17 protein-coding genes and 1 pseudogene are annotated in these 19,455 nt (G+C 47.5%); 3 read left to right on the forward strand and 15 right to left on the reverse strand.

What is annotated here, in order from left to right; all coding sequences use genetic code 11:
* Positions 1 to 141 precede the first annotated feature (141 nt).
* The 5 genes from ACQCVH_RS20655 to ACQCVH_RS20675 all read right to left on the reverse strand — a co-directional run bounded on the left by ACQCVH_RS20655 (position 142) and on the right by ACQCVH_RS20675 (position 5,264).
* Complete coding sequence (locus ACQCVH_RS20655) at positions 142 to 1,026, reverse strand: helix-turn-helix transcriptional regulator (protein ID WP_426837464.1); 885 nt, start codon at positions 1,024 to 1,026, stop codon at positions 142 to 144.
* An 85-nt stretch (positions 1,027 to 1,111) separates the two neighbouring features.
* Positions 1,112 to 1,537, reverse strand: a complete 426-nt coding sequence (locus tag ACQCVH_RS20660; protein ID WP_426837465.1) for a YhfM domain-containing protein — start codon at positions 1,535 to 1,537, stop codon at positions 1,112 to 1,114.
* Between the two features lie 107 nt (positions 1,538 to 1,644).
* The gene (locus ACQCVH_RS20665) at positions 1,645 to 3,093 is read right to left on the reverse strand and encodes a phytoene desaturase family protein (RefSeq protein ID WP_426837466.1); all 1,449 of its coding nucleotides are present in this window, start codon (positions 3,091 to 3,093) and stop codon (positions 1,645 to 1,647) included.
* A gap of 157 nt (positions 3,094 to 3,250) precedes the next feature.
* Positions 3,251 to 3,643, reverse strand: a complete 393-nt coding sequence (locus ACQCVH_RS20670; protein WP_426837467.1) for a hypothetical protein — start codon at positions 3,641 to 3,643, stop codon at positions 3,251 to 3,253.
* A 355-nt stretch (positions 3,644 to 3,998) separates the two neighbouring features.
* Positions 3,999 to 5,264, reverse strand: coding sequence for a hypothetical protein (locus ACQCVH_RS20675; protein WP_426837468.1), 1,266 nt, complete (start codon positions 5,262 to 5,264; stop codon positions 3,999 to 4,001).
* 225 nt (positions 5,265 to 5,489) lie between these two features.
* Between ACQCVH_RS20675 and ACQCVH_RS20680 the strand changes: the two genes are divergently transcribed.
* Positions 5,490 to 6,491, forward strand: a complete 1,002-nt coding sequence (locus tag ACQCVH_RS20680) for a glutathione S-transferase family protein (RefSeq protein ID WP_426837543.1) — start codon at positions 5,490 to 5,492, stop codon at positions 6,489 to 6,491.
* Entirely contained in the window at positions 6,488 to 7,000 is a 513-nt protein-coding gene (locus tag ACQCVH_RS20685; RefSeq protein ID WP_426837469.1) for a GNAT family N-acetyltransferase, read from the forward strand. The genes ACQCVH_RS20680 and ACQCVH_RS20685 overlap by 4 nt, the downstream gene beginning before the upstream one ends.
* A 35-nt stretch (positions 7,001 to 7,035) precedes the next feature.
* Here ACQCVH_RS20685 and ACQCVH_RS20690 read toward each other — a convergent pair.
* From ACQCVH_RS20690 to ACQCVH_RS20735, 10 genes and pseudogenes are all read right to left on the reverse strand, one after another.
* Positions 7,036 to 7,365: pseudogene (locus ACQCVH_RS20690) on the reverse strand (methyl-accepting chemotaxis protein); the annotation flags it as partial.
* 328 nt (positions 7,366 to 7,693) lie between these two features.
* The gene (locus ACQCVH_RS20695; RefSeq protein WP_426837470.1) at positions 7,694 to 7,837 is read right to left on the reverse strand and encodes a hypothetical protein; all 144 of its coding nucleotides are present in this window, start codon (positions 7,835 to 7,837) and stop codon (positions 7,694 to 7,696) included.
* 223 nt (positions 7,838 to 8,060) lie between these two features.
* A complete protein-coding gene (locus tag ACQCVH_RS20700) occupies positions 8,061 to 9,302 on the reverse strand; it encodes a Zn-dependent hydrolase (protein WP_426837544.1) in 1,242 nt (413 codons plus the stop codon).
* Positions 9,303 to 9,321: 19 nt separating this feature from the next.
* Complete coding sequence (locus ACQCVH_RS20705) at positions 9,322 to 10,536, reverse strand: hypothetical protein (protein WP_426837471.1); 1,215 nt, start codon at positions 10,534 to 10,536, stop codon at positions 9,322 to 9,324.
* Between the two features lie 535 nt (positions 10,537 to 11,071).
* Entirely contained in the window at positions 11,072 to 11,857 is a 786-nt protein-coding gene (locus ACQCVH_RS20710) for an SDR family oxidoreductase (RefSeq protein ID WP_426837472.1), read from the reverse strand.
* Positions 11,858 to 12,067: 210 nt separating this feature from the next.
* Positions 12,068 to 12,829 carry a TerC family protein gene (locus ACQCVH_RS20715; RefSeq protein WP_224904561.1) on the reverse strand — a complete coding sequence of 254 codons (762 nt, stop codon included), beginning with the start codon at positions 12,827 to 12,829 and terminating at the stop codon, positions 12,068 to 12,070.
* A gap of 32 nt (positions 12,830 to 12,861) precedes the next feature.
* A complete protein-coding gene (locus ACQCVH_RS20720; RefSeq protein WP_257989899.1) occupies positions 12,862 to 13,299 on the reverse strand; it encodes a MarR family winged helix-turn-helix transcriptional regulator in 438 nt (145 codons plus the stop codon).
* A gap of 151 nt (positions 13,300 to 13,450) precedes the next feature.
* Positions 13,451 to 15,814, reverse strand: coding sequence for a polyprenyl synthetase family protein (locus ACQCVH_RS20725; protein WP_426837473.1), 2,364 nt, complete (start codon positions 15,812 to 15,814; stop codon positions 13,451 to 13,453).
* 277 nt (positions 15,815 to 16,091) lie between these two features.
* The gene (locus ACQCVH_RS20730) at positions 16,092 to 16,952 is read right to left on the reverse strand and encodes an EamA family transporter (protein WP_426837474.1); all 861 of its coding nucleotides are present in this window, start codon (positions 16,950 to 16,952) and stop codon (positions 16,092 to 16,094) included.
* Positions 16,953 to 17,043: 91 nt separating this feature from the next.
* Positions 17,044 to 18,480: a glycoside hydrolase family 1 protein gene (locus ACQCVH_RS20735; protein ID WP_426837475.1), complete on the reverse strand. Its 1,437-nt coding sequence runs from the start codon at positions 18,478 to 18,480 to the stop codon at positions 17,044 to 17,046.
* Positions 18,481 to 18,718: 238 nt separating this feature from the next.
* Between ACQCVH_RS20735 and ACQCVH_RS20740 the strand changes: the two genes are divergently transcribed.
* Positions 18,719 to 19,444, forward strand: a complete 726-nt coding sequence (locus ACQCVH_RS20740; RefSeq protein WP_426837476.1) for a MurR/RpiR family transcriptional regulator — start codon at positions 18,719 to 18,721, stop codon at positions 19,442 to 19,444.
* Positions 19,445 to 19,455: the final 11 nt, after the last annotated feature.

A 19,455-nucleotide genomic window follows, 5' to 3' on the forward strand; every position in this document is an offset into this window, starting at 1 on the left:
TTAATGGGAAGGGCTATATTGCGGTCAGCTCCAGAAGCTGCTGATAAGATTCCACAGAAAGCTGCCTGCCTGAAGCTTCAGCAGTGTAATCCCAATTACAAGGCACGCCCCAAGGATTATGCCTGCTTTTCTCCTCATCCTCTACTCCTCTTCAAAAGAGAGATTGACCGGCTCTTCGTGAAGATCTCTTGTAAAGTCAATATTGGTTGTAGGGACGGAGGTGCTGACTTCCTCAAATTTCAATTCATCCACCCACACTTTCCCCCGGCCGGATAAAATAACGCCAAAGGCAATCACTGCACTATTTTCAGGCACATCCAGGACAATATCATAATAATTCCAGCCTGTACTTCCCTTGATCGGGCGATTGCCCATATTATCAAACTGCAGGACTTCATCGGAAGCATTATCTACTCTCATCCAAAAGCTGCAGAAGCCGTCCACATTATTCGATTTCAGGAACCCGGAAAACTTCAGCCGCGTCCCTCGGTAGTTTTTTGCGTTGATTTCCTGCATCATGGTCGCAAATTCTCCTGGAGCTTCCACGGTTTGTGACTGCAGATAACCGGATGATTTTCCTTTGTGAAAAATTTCATGATCAATTCCCATCTGGTAGTTGAACGGGTGGCTTCCGCTTAATACCCATCCTTTTGGCTTCTGTTCTTTGTCCATGTTTTTTTCCTCCTTCTGCTCCGCCAGTTTCCCGATCAGCTTTCTGTATTTTCCCGGCGGGAGCTGATAGTATTTTTTGAATGATCTTGTGAAGGCTTCCTGTGATTCGAATTGAAAGTATAAAGCAATATCGAGGATTTTCTCGTCTGTATAAAGCAGCATATGGGCACTATTGGCAATCCTTCTGTAGCGGATATACTCGGAAACCGTCACCCCGACTTCCTTCTGGAAAATCCGGTGATAATGAAATTTCGAGAATCCGGCAGTATGAGCGATGTTCTCCAGCGACAGGTCCTCATGAAGGCTTGATTCAATATGCTCTATGCTTTTCTGGATGATGGAACTGTAGGCCACTCCTGGCACCTCCTTCCATATTTAAGATATCAAAAGCAGATGGCGGCTTTTTTGACCTATATTGCTAAGTTAATGAAAGCTGCCCTTATTTTTTCTCTTCGATAAGCAGTTCCCTCAATTTCTCTGTATGTGCTGGTGAGGTAAGATAAACAGCATCATCCCCGATATACATGAAGGTGCTTCTCTCATTTTCCCCGCCGAGCCACAGGTGGATCCCATGCGCCGGAAACTCCCCCTCCGGCTGATATTCCACCATCACGTCATATTCTGGATCTGACATATCGGCCTTCCCTGGCTGTATAACCGCAGATGTGATAGCCTTCTCGAATCTGGTCAGACTTTCTTTGTCCTGAAAAGAATAAAGGATTTCTTCGTTAATCCCGCCGAATCCATTAGATTTTGAGACGTTCACTTCTGATATTTTCTCATCGAGCAAAACCATTTTTTCCGGTGCCTGGCACCCGGATGAAAGAATGGCGATAAATATTAGTATAATGATAGATTGTTTCATGGCTGTCCTCCTCTGTTTTTCTCATTTTATACCAAAAAATGCGTGCCAGGCACCGCTCGTGGACATTTTTGGGGAAAGTGTCCATTTGCGGTGCCTGGCACGCAGGGTTAATGTTCTTTTATAATGGCCCTTGCGGCATTGCGGCCGCTTAGCGCTGATGAGAGTGTACCCGGCCCGGGGAAGACCTGCTCTCCTGCTAAATAGAATCCCGGCAAGGAAGACCGGAAGCTTTTCGGCTTAAGGATGCTGTTCCGGACGGTCAGGGGAAATCCGCCGACCTCCGTTTTCCCGACAAATTTCTGGTAAGTCAAAGGGGTGCCCGCCTCTGCTTTCTGCAAGCGGGCTTTAATTGGAAAGGCTTTATCTACTTCTTCAAGCAGTCTGCCTGCCAATTGTTCTTTCCGCTGCCTGTATTCCTCTTTTCCAAATGAAGCCCATATATCGCTGTCGGTATGGACAGAAATCGTCAATATCATTTCATCCTCAATTGTAAGCCCGCTGCTATCCCGCGATTCCTGCAGAGTCGCATAGATGGGGCCGTGAAACTCTTCCTGCTCCCCTTGCGGCATGATCTGATAAGCAAAAGGCAGGTTTCTTTGGTCTTTTCCCGACACGATGCTGTCAACACGAAAGGCTCCCCATGAAAACTCATCACCTTCACTATGGCTTGTCCCTTCTCCAAAGGAAATGCCGGTGTTATTGATGACAATATCAAATGCTCCGCTGTATTTCCTGCTTTCTACCTTCCACTTTTTTTCGCTTTTGCTATACTCGATTTTTCTAATTGGCGAAACTAGCTCTACCCTTCCGCCCAACAGGTCAATCCTCTCTGCTAAAGAAGAGCTGATTTGCCCCAGTCCTTTTTCAATAGAAAAGCTCCCTTTCCTGTATATGGTCAGAGCCAGGCTTGAAGGCAGCAAAGCAGCCTCAGAAGCATCGGTCTGCGCGGCATCCAGCAGCTGGGCATCCAAAAACTGCCTGAATGGCAGATATTGTTCGAGCTTATGCTTCTTTAATAGATCCTCTACAGTTGAAACGGCATAGCGGGCGAGCCTCAGCATGGAAACGGGACGCCGCAGGGCAAGGCCTGGAAAGCTCCCGAGGTCATAAAGTTTTTTTATCGGAAGTGATATCCCCGATGCTGAAACCGCCAGTACCCTTTCACCGATATCCTGAAGCTCTCTCCAGAATTGCAAAACATCCTCTGGGTGCTCAAAGAATGCACGCTGAAGCTCTTCTTCCCATAATTCTGTGCTTTGGAAAATGGAGATTCTCCGATCAGTCAATATAACATCCATGGGATGGGACAGACATTCTGCCGGGAGGTCCACTCCCGCTTCATTTAAAACTTTCCGCAGCAGGCCACCTTCCTCCAGTCCGAATGCGACAGTTGCACCAGTCGGAAACATCCGCCCCTTCCGTTTATAAAAGCCTGCCGACCCGCCAGCGCTAGATGCCTTTTCCAGAACAGTCACCTCAAAGCCGGCATTTGCCAGAAGGGCCCCGGCTGTCAGGCCTCCGATCCCGGCCCCGATTATACAAACTGACTTCGCCATCCCTGCCGCCTCCTTTGATTGCTGTTTTTATTCGTGTTTTTACCATTATAAGCAATAGAGGAAGCGGAGCAGAAATTCTAATATGGTATCCATACGGTGGCAGGCACCGCCCGTGGACACGTTGTGTAAAAGTGTCCATTTGCGGTGCCTGGCACGGTTAGGAGTCTATTTCTTTTACATAGATGGCTGCATTGGTTTTGACCGTTCGGCAGCCCTCCAGATCTGCTTCTTTCAGAAGGCCGAGGTCCAGAGCTGATTTGATTTTTCCTTCATCCGGCTTTTTTTGGATCAGTTCATGAAGATTTAACTCTTCAAGCCTTTTTACGGTTGGTTCCTGCTCAAATTTCTCAGCTTTCCTGATCTGCCGCTGGAGTTTGAAGGTGCTCACTGTGATTTCACCCTTTTCATTTTGTCCGACAGATTGATCAAAATGAAGATTGAACATCTTTTTCAGCGATTCAAGCTCCTCTTCAGCTGCCTTCTTTATCTTACTCAACTCCACATAGCGCGCAAGGATTTCCTTCGTAACAATGCCATTCGCATTTACCAAACTCTCGCCCCATTTCTAAGATGATAGTTCATCATATTAAAGTGTGGGGGGCATTATGCATGTTCTGTAAAAACGTATGTTCCTGGTGAATTTAGTGCCTGGCACTGTCCGTGGAAAGAATGGCGGGGAAGTGTCTTTTTGCGGTGTTAGGCACGCACGCAGTAATTCCAGTAAATGTATTTTATGTAGAATAACGCTGATTTTTTGTAGAAAAACAAGAAAATTTGGTAGATTAATCGGGAATTCATGTAGAATCACAGGTATTTTATGTAGAATCACATGCTTTTCCCATGTAATTCAAAAAAAATGCCCCTCTGAAGCAGATCAGAGGGGCATTTTCGGGCCATTTCTTATCTCAAATATCATCGAGCAGAACAATTTCACCTGTTTCTGCATCTACTGCATGCTCACAGTCCAATTTTCCGCATAAAACATACATCTCTTTCTCAAAATCATAGACATAGACCGGTTTTAAGAAGAAGTATGGTTTTAATTTTTCAAAGGCTTCGTCCTTATCGACCGTTGCCTCTCCTGGTGCCAGGTACCCTTCGAACATGTCGAGCATCATTTGGTTGTCGATATAGTTTCTCGGCTCAAAACTATGGGCATCAATTATGACCGTCAGCTTTCGCTTAAAAATACTAGAATCCTGCCCTGATTTCCTTAATACCGCATCAATACACCCGCGGCTCCTGCGAAGTGTTTTCAGCGTCCACTGGCCGGATTCGCCAGGATATTCCCTGCTTAGCACCTGCCTGACAGCTGCCGCACATTTATCGGCCTCAGCCTCCTGGATCGGATAGGATTCTATATGGGGTTCCCCTGCGAATGCCTGGTCTGCCGGAATTTCCTCAAATGCAGTGATGGACTTTCGTTCAAAAGGAATGTCTGAAGGCTGATCCCACTCTATCACCTGATTGACTGTCAGCTTCGGTTCCATTCCCATCGGATCAAATTCAATCGTTTTCTGCCTGTCATTTGTAATAAAAATCTCCTCAATCGCGAATAGAGAAAACCATTTTTCTTTTTCCCGGTTCGGGAATTGAGCGAATACCAGCTGCTCTTCCAGAATATCTTCTTCTATGTTTTTAAGAGAAAGAGCATAATTCTCTTCCTGTAGCTGACCTGTCTCTGGCATGTATCCATATGCAGAGAAAGTAATCAGCCTGCCTTCGTCATCCACTTCAAGTTCCATATGACAGCCAGGATAGAGGGATGTGCCATTGACAGCCACTGAAAAATGCAGCCTTCTATCCTCTTCCTTCGTCAGCCTGAATTGCTGTCCATAGCTCAGGCCGGTTTCTTTTTCAATCCAATTAATGATGCTGTCCCGGTCCCCGGGAACGAATGTAACTCCATCAGCCAATGTCTTTCCGCCCACAAAAATAGCGCTTTTCGTCCTGCCGCCCGCAATGGCCACTTCTATGACTGCAGTGCCCTCCGGATTGCTGCCATCATCCTCTGCTTCTGCACCGTTAGGGAACCATTCCATACAGAGAGTATAGTCAGTCTTATTCTGAAAAGACGAGCGATGGTAGAACCCCGTTCTTCCCAGATAATATTCTTCCAGTCCGAACTTCTCAAAAGTTAAATCGGCAAGTTTCTTTATTCTTTGATCCATGACAGCCTCCTTTTTTGGTCCTGACCTCTTTTACGAAATATACTGTAATTTGGTTTCAAAGAATGTGCGGTGCCTGGCACTAAATGCAATCGCACTCAAAAATTGACTGAAAATTGCCCTTATACTAAACTGGTAGCAGATTGAGATATTTAACTATTTAACTATTTTTTCAATAAGAAAGGATGCTGCACATTGCCACAATCATTTCAAGGTTCAAATTGTGAATTGCCTTCAGGCAATAAACCGAAGGAAATTTCCTCGGATGGATCCTTTAAGCGCCAGACGAACCGGTTTATGACTCCTTTTGGCGAGGGGCCGGATAAGCTGCCTGTTGAAGCGGGAAGATATCGCCTTTTATGGTCTGCCGCCTGTCCTTGGGCGCACCGTTCTGTTATTGTCCGGAAAGTGCTGGGCCTGGAAGAAAGCATCAGCCTTGGCACAGCCAGCCCGATGCGGCCGCGCCTTCAGCATGTTGACTGGGAATTCTCCCTTGATGAAGGAAGCCGTGATCCTGTCCTCGGCATTCAGTATATGAGCGAAGTATACAAAAACGCAGACCCTGATTATGACGGCAGACCAACGGTGCCGGTCATGGTAGATATAAAAGAAAGAAAAGCCGTCAACAATGATTATTTTAAGCTCACAAACTATTTTGAAACAGAATGGACTGCATTCCATAAAGAAGATGCACCTGACCTTTATCCAGAAGCATTGAGAGCTGAAATCGACGAACTGAATGAAAGCATCTTTCATGATGTAAATAATGGCGTCTACAAATGCGGGTTTGCACATTCGCAGGAGGCGTATGAAGAAGCATACGAGAAGCTTTTCACCCGCCTTGATGAGCTGGAGGAAAGGCTTTCCGGCCAGCGTTTCCTGTTCGGCGACTATATTACCGATTCAGATGTGAGGCTGTACACAACCCTTGCCAGGTTTGATGCTGCCTATTACACGGCGTTCAACACAAACCGGAATCTGATCCGTGAATATGCGCATCTATGGGGCTATGCCCGCGATCTCTACCAGACGCCGGGCTTTGGGGACACAACTGATTTTGATGCAATTAAGCGCCACTATCATTTATCCATCACCATTTCTACCGATAAGACAGAGCCGGCTATCCTGCCAAAGGGTCCGGAATTGTCAGTATGGAGCACAGATCATGGCCGTGAAAAGCTCAGCGGGAAAACGGAGAAGTTTTTGAAAAAAGGAGAAGATGGCAGATGAGCGGGGTGATCATCCGAAATGCGGACAAGGAGATGGCAGAGTGCATCCGGGAGCAGCGGGTTTCCGCCTATTCGGCCCATACTGGCAGCATTCCAGGACCGCATTGGGAAGCATTGAAAAAAGCAATATCATCGGACGCCGACCGACAGCCGGGGGTTGAGATGATCATTGCTGAAGTAGATGGAAAGTTAGCCGGCAGTGTCGCCCTATTCCCGGCCAGGACTGATGCTTATGAAGGTTTTGTAGAGGAAATGGACTATCCGGAAATCCGGATGCTTGCCGTTGCTCCTGAATTTCAGGGCAAGGGTATTGCAAAAGCTCTGATCTCTGAATGCATCCGCCGCGCAAAGGAACAGGGCTTCCGGAAAATCGGCCTGCACACAGGCGATTTTATGAAGAATGCGATGAAGCTTTATGAGGGGTTTGGATTTAAGAGGCTTCCTCAGTATGATTTCGAGCCGGCTGGTGATGGGATTATTGTGAGGGCTTATATTTTGGAAATCGATTGAAAAAAGGGGGAAGCTGTTCTTCCCCTTTTTCCTTTTTACAGCTCAGACGCATACAGATTCAGCTTCTTGCTCATCATCTCAATCTTTTCAATAAAAGAAGAAATCTCTTCTGTGGATGCTGCCTGTTCCTGGCCGACTGCCAGTACCATTTCTATTGAGGAAGTAATATCATTCACAGATTTTTGGACATTGTTCAGGATGGTATAGATTTTTTCGGTAGAAGAGATGGTATCATGAGACAGCTTTCGTATTTCATTGGCCACTACGCCAAAGCCTGCTCCTTTATCGCCTGCTCTTGCTGCCTCGATAGCGGCATTTAATCCGAGGAGATTCGTCTGGTCAGCGATCTTTTTTATAAAAGAAAGCACTTCGTCTGTGTTGTCCACTTCTCTGGTCGCCTGATTTGACCGTTCCAGAAGCTGGCTGGTGATCTCCGCCAATCCCTCGGCTCCTTCTGTGATGGCAGCAACACAATGGTTTGCCTGTGTAATTGAATCAACAATCTGCTCAGAGATTTCCCGGAGATCTTTTTCATTCTGCTTTTGCATCTGGATGGCGAGCGCACCTATTACTGCGCCGTTTTCGAGGATTGGGGCAGCCATCCCTGTAAAAGAAACGCCAAAAAATTCTTCCAGCACTTCTTCCTCAATGCGTCTGTTATTTTGAATGCAGTCTGCCAAAGGCTCGTTTGGGTTAATCCGAAGTCCTTGCCTGATAGGCAAGCCATTCCTCAGTATCAGCCACTCCTATCGATATTTCCGGAAGCATTGAATGTATTAAGGGAATTGCTTTCATATAGGCAGCCAGTACTTCATGATGCTCTTTCATTGTAATCATAATCCAGCCCTTTCCAAGAAGGCATAAGCCGCTCGATTGAAAGGACTTTTGCACTTCTCTTATAAATATCCTAAAAATATAGTCATTTATACCTAATTTTATCTTGAATTCAAACAAATAGATAGTCTGAATAGGTTTTAAACATAAAAAAGTGCCAGGCACCGCTTGTGGACATATTACCCCTACTGTCCATCTGCGGTGCCTGGCACCAGATTTATTATTATCAATTTGCCTCAGTCAGCTTCTTGGCCGCCTCATAAAAAATTTCTACGGCTTTCGCTATATCCTTTGAATCTGACCATTCCTCAGGACAATGGCTCAGGCCATTCCTGCTAGGAATGAATAGCATGCCGACGCTTGTGAAATCCGAAAGTACCATGGCATCGTGTCCTGCACCGCTGTTGATCGGGGAGTAGGGAATATCCAGTTCAGCACATTTTCCTTTCAAAAGCGTCAGAATACTCTTATCCATTTCTTTTGGTTTCATATAAAGAGGCTGTTCGACTGACGTCTGAATCCCGCCATAGTCATAAGCGGCAATCCGCTCTTTCACTTTTTCAACCACACTCAGCACATGCTCTTCCTTGCCTGAACGGATATCGACCGAGAATACCACTTTATCCGGGATCACATTGGCGCCATTCGGAAAAACGTTCAGGCGCCCGACTGTAAGGACAGTGCCTCCCCCTTCATCGAGAGCCATCTCGGGAAGGCCGGCAATGATGGCAGCAGCAGCAGCCAGTGCATCGGAACGGCGATCCATCGGTGTCGTACCGGCATGGCCTGCCTGCCCTTTGATGGTCACGTCCAGCTGGGTCAGACCGACAATGGCCTCCACTACACCAATCGGGATATCTTTTTCCTCGAGGATGGGCCCTTGTTCGATATGCAGCTCCAGGAAAGCTTTAATCGTGTTCGGGTCCCTCTGCTTAGGAAGAGAAGGATCGAGCCCGATTTTCTCCATTGCGTCCTTCGCCAGCACCCCGTCCCGGTCTGCCAGCTTGAAAAATTCCTCCTCCGGCATCAGCCCGGTGATGCCTCTCGACCCCATGAGGCCGCCGCCAAAGCGGGAGCCTTCCTCTTCCACCATTGCGATGACCTCCAGCGGGTATTTTGGCTTCACATTATTCTCTGCAAACAGTGCAGCCACTTCAAGACCTGCCACAACGCCTGCCGGGCCGTCATAAGAGCCTCCATTTGGGACAGAATCGAAATGCGAGCCGATCAGCACGCTCGGTGCATCCTTCAATGTCCCCTCAAGCTTCCCAAAAATATTGCCAAAGCCGTCCTCTGTAACTTCAAGCCCAATCTCATGCATTTTTTCTTTTATATAATTGCGGGCCTGCAGGTCTTCCTGGCTGTAGGTCAGCCGGGTCGTACCATTTCCAGGCGTAGCGGTAAATTCATTCAGCGCTTCTATATGTTTCTCTATTCTGGCAGCAAGCTTCTCTTTTACTAGACTCATCATTTATCCTTCCTTTCTTTTATAAGAGGCTGACAAAGAATCCTGCGAGTACGACGGAAACGATGGTGACTGTGATGAAGCCGCCAACAAGCATTGGCGGAAGCATATGGCTTGTCAGCATCTCCCTTTCCTCCTCATCCTCGGTCAATGATTTGATGACTTCATTCGTGATGATATAATCTGCCGGGAAACCGTACAAAGCTGTCAATGATACGGCAAAGGCCATGTTTTTGCTGACCCCGAGGATCTTTCCGGCTATAAAGGAGAAGATGTACATGCCGATCACGCCAAGTGCGATTGTGCCGATCAGCGGCACGATGATCTGCAGCATCATCGACGGTGTTGCCTGCTTCAGCCCGTCAAAAATAAAGAGCATCAAAGCCATGATGGCAAATCCGAATGCATTGGCTTTTTGCAGGACCTGCTTTTCCAGGAATCCAAAGCTTGTGGCGATAACACCGAACAGCAGGCAGATGACAAACGGGCTCACGCTGACAACAGGCGCCAGCCAGGCGGAAACCTGGTAGGCCAGGAATGCAACAACCGAAAGGCGCAGCAGCTTAAAAAAATCGGTATTATATTTTTCCGGCATACGCTTGAACAGCTTAAGCTCGGGCGCTGCGGGGGCTGCTTCAGCGGCAGCTGCCGTTTGTGCCTTGGCGATCTGCTGCTTCTTCAGAGCGGCTCCTCCATCCTTGCGGTATGTTTCAAGAAGCTTCTTTCCTTCTTTTTTCAAAACAAAGGATGTAATCGGATAGCCGGCAAACCCCTGCATTACATAGATAACAATGGCAAACACAGACAGGGAAGCAAGGCCCGCCTCCTTTGCCCCCTCAGACATGATCAGGGCAGAGACAACCCCTCCCACTAATGGAGGAATAGCGACCACAACCGTCTGATAACCGAAGATAAATGATCCAGCAGCAAACAGGATGGCGATGATTCCAAGAATGCCGGAGATCGCAATAACAATTGTCTTCCATTGATTCTTCAGTTCCTGGACCGATAGGAGCGTCCCCATATTCGTAATTAATAAATACATCATCAGTGTCGCAACAACCGGCGGCACTCCTGCCAGGGCCACTATATCCTGCGGAAAGAATGTCCAATACCCGGCTAGGAACAAAACCGCACACACAAAGATGGAAGGCACCCATGCCTTCGTACGGACTGCAATAAAATCTCCGATAAATAAAATTAGAACAAGAATAACAACTGCTAACATCTGGGACATAGGAAGCTCCCTCCTTTTCTAGGATTTTTTATTTCGGTGAGCGAAAAATAATTAATATTAGTATAATAATACACAGGTATTAGTCAGTCAATTTAAATTATTTTAAATATTAAAGTAACCGTTTGCAATTTTAAGTGCGGACGTTTTAAAGCGGTGAAGTGAGCGGTTTAGCGTTTGTAGGCTTGGTTTCAGGTGGTGAGTTTTCAGTCATTCTGCGGGGAAAACCATGCGTTTCTACATAAATATTCTATTATCCTACATAAAATATGAGTTTTTCTACCAAGTTTTTTAGTTATTCTACATGTAATCGGCCTTATTCTACATAAAATACATTTTATGGAATCCCCTTGCCTGTCATCGCAAATGGACACTTGACCCAATTCTGTCCACGGCCGGTGCCTGACACTAATAGCTGTCATCCTTCCCCAGAAGGCGGGCCTATTCGACCATTTCCGGGGAAATAAGCCTGCATACTTCAAATAGTGACAAAAAAAGTGCCAGTACCTGCCGCAGCAGGTGCCTGGCACCACTTATCCTATATCTCCATCTCCCAGCGTTCCTGCTGGGTTTTCTTCAATTGTTCTTCGGTTTCCTGCGGGTGGACCGTGCGGAATTTGTGGTGGTCCGCCGGGATGATCTCAATCATTTTTTCAATCATGTCCTCTGGATCAAATTGATGCTTCAGCCCTTCCTGCTGCTTGAGCATATCTTCCTTCCTGGTGAAATTCTTGTCCTGATCATACCATTTCCATATTTCCTCGGCGCTGCGGTCATTGAAGCCGGTGTTGTAAGCGCCTGGATTGATCGTGGCGACTTTTACGCCAAATCCCTCGAGCTCGCTCTTCAATGTCTGGGCGATTCCTTCAATAGCATGCTTAGTGGCTGTGTACGGGCCGACATAAGGAGTCGCGGATATGCCTGCCATGGAGCTCATGAAAATGATCTTGCCGCTGCCTTTTTTGACGAATTTCTGTGTGGCGATTTGGACGGTTTCCAATGTCGAAAACACATTCACTTCAAATAAGGCCCTGAAACGGTCCATCGGCACTTCACCGAGCGGTCCTCCCTCATTAATGGCTGCATTGGCCACAAAAATATCAAAATCATATTCCTCTATCTGTGCCCGGTCCCGCTCATTGGTGATATCCAGCTTGAATACCTCCATATCGAGTCCAAGCTCGCGCGCTTCCCTGAGAAGGTCCGTCTTCTGCGGCGTAATTTCTGTTGTAGCGATGATTTTATGCCCCTTTTTGGCAAGGCCGATGGCAGCCCCTCTTCCAAGGCCGCTGCCGGCACCGGTGATGAAAATGGTTTTGCTCATAATCTGATTCCTCCTATTTTTAGCTCTACCATTTTCTCTTCCCAACAGAGGCTGTCCTAAACACATGAATAGGCGGAGGCTTGCTTTTTGCCTGCAGGCCAGCTTAGCCAATGGCCTGGGGAAAACCGGATTGTAAAACCACATTCGCATTTCCTAATATAAAAAAATACCCGGCTAACAGCTGAATTTCAGCTTTGCCGGGCATTTTGATCAGTGTGAGAATTTCTCTGTCCTGTTTTTGCGGATAGCGTGGATGATAAAGGTGACGATAAACGCAAGGATCATGACGCCGATGAAGATTTCATTCGGTATATGGATTTCGACCAGTGTCAGCCCCATTTTAACCGCTATGAAGGTAATCAGCGCGTAAGCTGTTGTTTCCAGCTCAGGCACTCTGTTCATCAGGCTGATGAAGAAAGTTGCGACACCCCTCATCAGCAGAATGCCGATCATGCCGCCGAGCAGGATGACCCATACTTCCTCTGATACGGCGAGGGCGGTCAGGATGCTGTCGACTGAGAACGCAAGGTCCATGAGCTCGACACTGATGACAGTCGCCCAGAAGAGTCCGAATGTAGTGACGAGCCAGCCTTTTGGCTTGCGCGCCTCATCCTCTTCACCTTCGTCTTTGTTTTTCAGCTTGTCCATAAAGAATTTAACAGACAGCCATAACAGATACAGAGCACCGATCAGTTTGATGAACCATAATTTGATCAGGAACGTACCGAGGCCGATGAAAATGAACCGGAACAGGTATGCTCCCCACAGCCCGAAAATAAGGGCTTTCTTCTGCTGATCCTTAGGGAGCGGCTTGACGAAGGCAGACAGGACCAGTGCGTTATCGGCTGATAGGATACATTCAAGGACCGCCAGCGATAGAATCATTCCCCATGCCTTTGATGAGGTCAGCATCTCGGCCCACATATGCCAATCAAACATTGAAGCGTATGTTGATAATATTTCCTGCCACATTCTTCATATCTCCTTTGATGTATTGAGCTTATTTATTTCATTCTTTCCAGCAGTTCATTCAGCTTTTTAAGGCCTTCAATAATGTCAGTAAGCGACTCATCGGATTCGTCTTTTATGGAAAAAGAGATCTTCTCGATCAGTGCTGCATTAATTTCCTCAACAGTCTGTGCACCCTTATCCGTAAGAGCTACCTTGACGACGCGCTCATCATTCGGATCCCGGAACCGCCTCAGGAATTCCAGCTTTTCGAGCTTTTTGCACATGGTCGAAATATTGGTGCCGGCCATGTTCAGGCGGGCGGCGAGGCTGCCGATTGTATGGGAGCCATGCTGCTGCACTTCAACCAATATCCGGATCTGCAGGCTTGTCAGCCCATATTCCTCACAAATAGAGGTGATGATCACATTCGTATTTTCGCTGATCTTCCGTGTATAATTCCAGAGCATATTTTTAAAATCCATAACAACCATGCATGTTCCTCCGTTAATTATGTTTTATAATATATATAATCTATATATATTATAGATTATATCAATAAACTTGGCAAGTATTCAAAGAAAACAGTAATGTGCGGGTAAAAAAAGAAAAAGGCCGCTTCACAGCAGCCGGACCCAAACTATCTCATTTTTCACGATGGACCATATAATCCAGCAGATATCCCAAAAAAGCAAACTCCCCCCGCAGTTCCTGAAGCAATTCAGCTGCCGAACAGTAATGCTCCCACATCGCCTTTTTGGCCCCATCCTTTCCTAGCGCCGAAACATAGGTTTCCTTCTTGTTTCTGCTGTCCGTTCCGACCGGCTTGCCGAGAATCATCGGATCTCCCTCCACGTCGAGCAGGTCATCCCGTATCTGAAAAGCAATGCCGGCATGCCGGGCAAATTTTTTCAAGATGTCGATTTCATCCTGTTCTGCCTCTGCAAGAATGGCCGGCATGATGATGGACGCCTCAAAGGCAATGCCGGTTTTATAAAAACAAAGAGCATCAAGCTGTTCGGGTGTTAGTGTTTTTCCTTTTGCTTCAAGGTCCATCGCCTGTCCGCGGCACATTTCAGCCGTTGAACGGGCGGTATAGCGGATCAGTTCCAGTACCGCTTCAGGCGCGAATGAGGTGAGCGATGCCTGATCCTCCATAGCTTTCTGCGTCAAATAAAGGCCTGTAAGCTCAGCAGCTGCAGTGCCATATACCTCATGGACAGCGGCCTGCCCCCTTCTGCTCGGAGCATTATCCTGTGCCGGAAGATCATCGAAGATCAGGGAAGCTGTGTGCATATATTCCAATGAACGAAGAAGCGGCATTAAAGCAGCTTCCTCCATCCCATATGCCTCAACCCCTGCAAACCAGGCAATGACCGGACGCAGCCTTTTTCCTCCGGCTGCCAGGCTGTAGTTGGCCGCCTCCCGGACAGGCTCCTCCATCACCAGATCTTTGTCCTCAATCGGAAGCACTTCATTGATCTTTTGCTGTACTTCCTCCACTCTGCCGCGGAATTTATCCCGCTCCTGCCGCTCCCTTTTGAGGCTATCCAGCATATGGTCCCTCAGCAGCTTATCGAAAAAGTCGACATCAGCAGACTTCGCGGCCATCTGCTGAATCAGCCGGCTGAATGCCGGGCTGCCTGGGGCAAACAGGACCATAACTTCCATGTATTTTTCTTTCCCAAGCCTCTGCCTGCTGCGCTTCAAGCCATTGATGGCCCGGTCCAAAATAACCTCGCTCGCTTTCGGATCGGAGCCGTAGACATCATGGATGAGGTGGGCAATGACGGTCCAGTAGAGCTCAAACGGGTTCAGCAGATCCTGCCGCGTCCTATGGTGGGTGAGATAGTATGTATAAGGGGTGACCGCCCCATCCTCCAGATCAGCGTACAGATCGGCAAAATCATCGGCAAGCTGGTTATAGATTCCATAATAAAAGGTCCGGCTGTCAAAGCCGGCATCCTTCACGCTGTTCAGCACCGAACGGACAATCAGGCGTGAAGAGGACGACTTCAGGATCACCGGAATATACAATTCTTCATTTGTGTATGATGAATTATTCAGATCCTTTTGCCGGTCCACCTCCTGGGACTGGAAAAAGACATAGGCCTGCTCAAGGAAGCTGGCCAGCGTCTCCGGCGTCTGCTGGGCTTTTATATAGTGGAAGGCTTCCCGGAGCTCAGAATGCACATAGCTGATAAAAGGATGAATAGCACGCTGCCACCTGCCAAGCGGCGGGACGCTTCCTGTTGTCAGGGTGGTGCGGATCAGCTCTGAATACTGCTTTTTCTCTTCTTCAGTCAGCACCCGGCTGTCCAGCAGATCGTCAATAAAGGGATAAGTCAGCCCATAAGAATAGCCCAGCCTGATGGCCCTCTCCAGCCTTCTTTTCCGCTCTTCTCCCTCTATCCCTTCTTCCATTCCATCATTTTCATGCATGAGGACGCCTGCGATGATTTTGATCAGCTTCCGCTGGGCATGGGCAGCATTCATGCCTTCAGGGATATTCTGTGCAGTCTGCAGCAATTTTTCCATCAGCCAGATGACTGCTGATTGGAGGCCCTCTTTCTCAGCCCATCTGTACAGCCCTGCCATGCCGAAATGCCCTGCCTCTTGCTGCTTCGGCGCCGTGAGACGCTCCTTCAGGCTCTCCACTGCCCGTCCGATGCTTTCCTTTGTATCCTGGTCATCAAGGGATTTTCCCAGATCCCTCATATATAAATAAGAAACGCTCCGGTCCAGATAATCATCCAGCTTGCCCCTGTACTCCAGCCACTTGATATAAGAATAATAGGCTTTGGAATCGGGCTTTCTGTTTTTTCGTGAAAAAAACGGCAAAAAAGGCCGCTGCCGATGATTCTTTTTCCATGAATGAAAGTCTCTCTCCAGAACGGGAACAAAGCTTTTTTCTGCAGCCTGGGCGGATAGCACCTGAAAATAGGCAGCTGCCTTCTTCTCCGCCTCCCGGCAGCAGGCTTCAGCATTGATTATGGTTTCTTTTATCATCTGGACACTACCTTTGCTTTTGGTCTCTTCTATATGTATGCATGCAAATGGGCAATCATTAATGAGGCCATCCTCCCATATCATTCTTTTAACATAGCATGTTTCAGGGCTTTTGCGGGGGTAAGAAAGGAAAAAAATCCCCTGTCTGAGAAAAGCAGAGGATTGCCGGGTGTAATTATAAGGCAGGAAGTTTTTCGGATACGGGAGGGGCAACAGGATTATTTGGTACTAGTCAGCAAGGGTGGGGGCAATGGTTTGTTCCTGGACAGGCCTCCTGTTAAAAAACCAGAAACGCCGTCCCAACAGTGATGATCGCCCCGCCCGCAATCGTGTGCTTCCTCGCTTTTTCTTTTAAAATGACAAAGCTCAAAATCATGGTGATAACAACACTGAATTTGTCAATTGGAGCCACGACCGAGACCTTGCCGATCGCAATCGCCCCGAAGTAGCAGAGCCAGGACAGCCCGGTTGCCGCTCCTGAAAGGATGAGAAACAGATAGCCTTTGGAGGAGATGGTTTTCATTTGCCGGTATGTCTTTTGGTAAAAAACAATGGCCCATGCGAACAGGAGGATGACGATGGTCCTGAGAAAGGTGGCAACATTGGAGTCTACCCCTTCCATCCCGATTTTGGCCAGGATTGAGGTCAGGGCAGCAAAAACAGCACCCAATATCGCATAAACAATATAGCTTTGTGAGCCGGTGAATCTCTTTTTGTCTTCATTTTTGCCGATCAGCACGAAGGTGCCAATGGTGATGAGGGCACCTCCGGCCAGGATTTGGGGAGCTGCGGGTTCACCGAGCAGCAAAATGGAGAGGATGATTGTGAGGACGATGCTGGACTTATTAATTGGCACGACCTTGGAAACCTCGCCGATTCCCAGTGCTTTGAAGAAAAACAGCCAGGACAGTCCTGTTGCGAAGCCTGATAAATTAATGAAGAGCATGGCTTTCGGCTGTATTGCAGCGATCGTGCCGAACTTGCCTGTGATCAGGACCATGAGGAAAGCGAGGATCAGGACAACGATGGTCCTCACCGCTGTTGCCAGATTGGTGTTTACATTTTCCATTCCGATTTTCGCCAGAATATTGGTCATTGAGGCGAAAAGAGCGGCCAATAATGCGAGGATGATACTCATTGTGACATCTCCTTTGAATAGGATGCCTGCCCAAATAAAAAGGCTGCCGGTTACAGCAGCCTTAGACTGGGTACATCCGGGTTCTTGTACCCTATAGTGTACGCCCGTTTGTCCCGATTACATCCTTATACCAATAAAAAGATTTCTTTCTGCTTCTCTCCATGGTGCCGGTTCCGTCATCCTGCTTGTCCACATAGATGAAGCCATAGCGCTTTGAGAATTCACCCGTCGACATGCTGACCATGTCGATGCAGCCCCAGCTTGTATAGCCCATCAAATCAACTCCGTCTTCAATGGCCTCCCCCATCGCTTCAATATGGCCGCGCAGGTAATCGATCCGGTAATCATCATTGATTGTGCCATCTTCCTCAGGTTCATCATAGGCACCCAGACCGTTTTCAACTACGAAAAGCGGCTTCTGGTAGCGGTCATGCAGCAGGTTCAAACTGATCCGCAGCCCTTCTGGATCAATCTCCCAGCCCCAGTCGCTTCTCTTCAGGAAAGGATTGCGGACGCCTCCGATCAGATTGCCCTGTGAAGCTTCTTCATCTGACTTCTCCTTCTTCTCGGTGCGGGACATATAATAGCTGAAGCCGATATAATCGACAGTCCCTTCGCTGATAATATCCAGGTCTCCTTCTTCCATTTCAAGCTGGATACCATGATCTTTAAAGTATCTGTCCATATAGGAAGGATATGCTCCCCTGACCTGCACATCTGCACAAAAATAGTTGAAGAGCTGTTCTTCCCTTAAGCTGTGCATAACGTTGGCCGGATTGCTGTCATAAGAATACACAGGGGCAAACAGGATCATGCATCCGATCCTGGATTCAGGGCTGATTTCCCGGCACAGCTTCACTGCAAGAGCGCTGGCGACAAATTGATGGTGATACGCCTGGAATGTGGCTTGATAACGGTCTTTTTCTTCTTGGATGGAAAAGCCCAGCCCCTGAATCGGCATGACAAGGCCGCTGTTGATTTCATTAAAGGTCATCCAATATCTTACCTTATCCTTATAACGGGTTAAAACTGTCCTTGCATATTTTTCAAAAAAGGCAACTGTCTTCCGGCTTCTCCAGCCGCCATATTCCTTCACCAGATGAAGCGGCATTTCATAGTGGGAGAGTGTTACGACCGGCTCAATGCCATGCTTATGAAGCTCATCAAAGACACGGTCATAGAATGCCAATCCCTCTTCATTTGCTTCAGCTTCATCCCCGTTCGGAAAAATCCGCGTCCACGCAATCGACATCCGGAAAGCCTTGAAGCCCATTTCCGCGAACAAAGCGATATCCTCCTGATAGCGATGGTAAAAATCAATCGCTTCATGGTTGGGATAATAGTAATCGTCAGGATGGATCTCAAAGTTAAAGCCCGGCCTTGTTAAAATTTCATAGCGCCCTTTTCCGCCGGGAAGGACGTCTGCTATATTCAGTCCCTTGCCTCCTTGATTATAGGCGCCTTCTATTTGGTTGGCTGCCGTCGCGCCTCCCCATAAAAAACCTTCTGGAAATTGATATTCCTTCATGATATCTGCCTCCTCTGGCTAGTCCTTTTTTAGCTTAGCCTAATCTCATTAATAAGCCTGATATTAATTATCTTAACGCCGAATCCCTAGAGGAGTAAATAAAGGCTGCTGATTCAGTTCGTTTTTACCGACAAAGTGATTTGTTTCATAACAGGAACACTGTGTTTCAGGAAACACGCTTGTGATAAAATAAGGAAACGATTGATGACATCCTTTAGTTAAAGGGGCGAAGACAGCCTTGTTTACCAATGAAATGATTGCCAGCTTTAATCAGCTGGAGATTTCTCTATATAATTATATTTCCCAAAACCGCGAGAAAGTGGTTTATATGCGGATCCGCGAGCTGGCAGATGAAACACATGTCTCAACAAGCACGATCCTCCGCTTTTGCCGCAAACTGAATTGCGAAGGATTTTCGGAGTTTAAGGTAAAGCTGAAAATGCAGCTTGAGGAGCAACAGGGAGCGGGCATCAAAAGCTCCCGGGAGTCGGCAGCCGAGTTTCTGGAAAGGGCGCTTAAGGGGGATCTTGAGGAGAACATTGCAAAAGCTGCCAGGCTTGTGGCAGGGGCTGACAGTGTCATTTTTATCGGAATCGGGAGCTCAGGGATCCTGGCTGAATATGGAGCCAGATATTTTTCAAGCTTAGGGGCCTTCTCTCTGTATATAAAAGACCCGCACTTCCCAATCCATTCTAAGTGGCAGAAAAACAGCGTCGTCATTGCCCTCTCTGTTTCAGGGGAAACACCCTTTACCGTGGCACATCTGAACAGGCTGAAGCAGGAAGGAAGCAGAATCATCAGCATTACGAATAACCGTGCTTCGACGATTGCGAAGATTTCAGACTTGAATATCTCCTATTATGTAAGCGAGGAATGGATGGGAGAATCCAACATCACCACCCAGGTGCCAGTCGTTTATATCCTTGAATCGATTGCCAGGAAAATACACCGGCTTGGCAATTAGGGCAGCCTGAA

This window comes from Bacillus infantis (genome assembly GCF_050107595.1).
Taxonomy (GTDB): Bacteria; Bacillota; Bacilli; order Bacillales; family Cytobacillaceae; genus Bacillus_AB; species Bacillus_AB infantis_C.

Coding starts and splice junctions, on each gene's coding strand:
- ACQCVH_RS20720 (WP_257989899.1), bottom strand. CDS start 13,299: ATGGTTGTTATGGATTTTAAAAATATGCTCTGGAATTATACACGGAAG.
- ACQCVH_RS20700 (WP_426837544.1), bottom strand. CDS start 9,302: ATGAGTCTAGTAAAAGAGAAGCTTGCTGCCAGAATAGAGAAACATATA.
- ACQCVH_RS20685 (WP_426837469.1), top strand. CDS start 6,488: ATGAGCGGGGTGATCATCCGAAATGCGGACAAGGAGATGGCAGAGTGC.
- ACQCVH_RS20730 (WP_426837474.1), bottom strand. CDS start 16,952: ATGAGTATCATCCTCGCATTATTGGCCGCTCTTTTCGCCTCAATGACC.
- ACQCVH_RS20665 (WP_426837466.1), bottom strand. CDS start 3,093: ATGGCGAAGTCAGTTTGTATAATCGGGGCCGGGATCGGAGGCCTGACA.
- ACQCVH_RS20735 (WP_426837475.1), bottom strand. CDS start 18,480: ATGAAGGAATATCAATTTCCAGAAGGTTTTTTATGGGGAGGCGCGACG.
- ACQCVH_RS20695 (WP_426837470.1), bottom strand. CDS start 7,837: ATGATTACAATGAAAGAGCATCATGAAGTACTGGCTGCCTATATGAAA.
- ACQCVH_RS20675 (WP_426837468.1), bottom strand. CDS start 5,264: ATGGATCAAAGAATAAAGAAACTTGCCGATTTAACTTTTGAGAAGTTC.
- ACQCVH_RS20660 (WP_426837465.1), bottom strand. CDS start 1,537: ATGAAACAATCTATCATTATACTAATATTTATCGCCATTCTTTCATCC.
- ACQCVH_RS20705 (WP_426837471.1), bottom strand. CDS start 10,536: ATGTCCCAGATGTTAGCAGTTGTTATTCTTGTTCTAATTTTATTTATC.
- ACQCVH_RS20725 (WP_426837473.1), bottom strand. CDS start 15,814: ATGATAAAAGAAACCATAATCAATGCTGAAGCCTGCTGCCGGGAGGCG.
- ACQCVH_RS20710 (WP_426837472.1), bottom strand. CDS start 11,857: ATGAGCAAAACCATTTTCATCACCGGTGCCGGCAGCGGCCTTGGAAGA.
- ACQCVH_RS20715 (WP_224904561.1), bottom strand. CDS start 12,829: ATGTGGCAGGAAATATTATCAACATACGCTTCAATGTTTGATTGGCAT.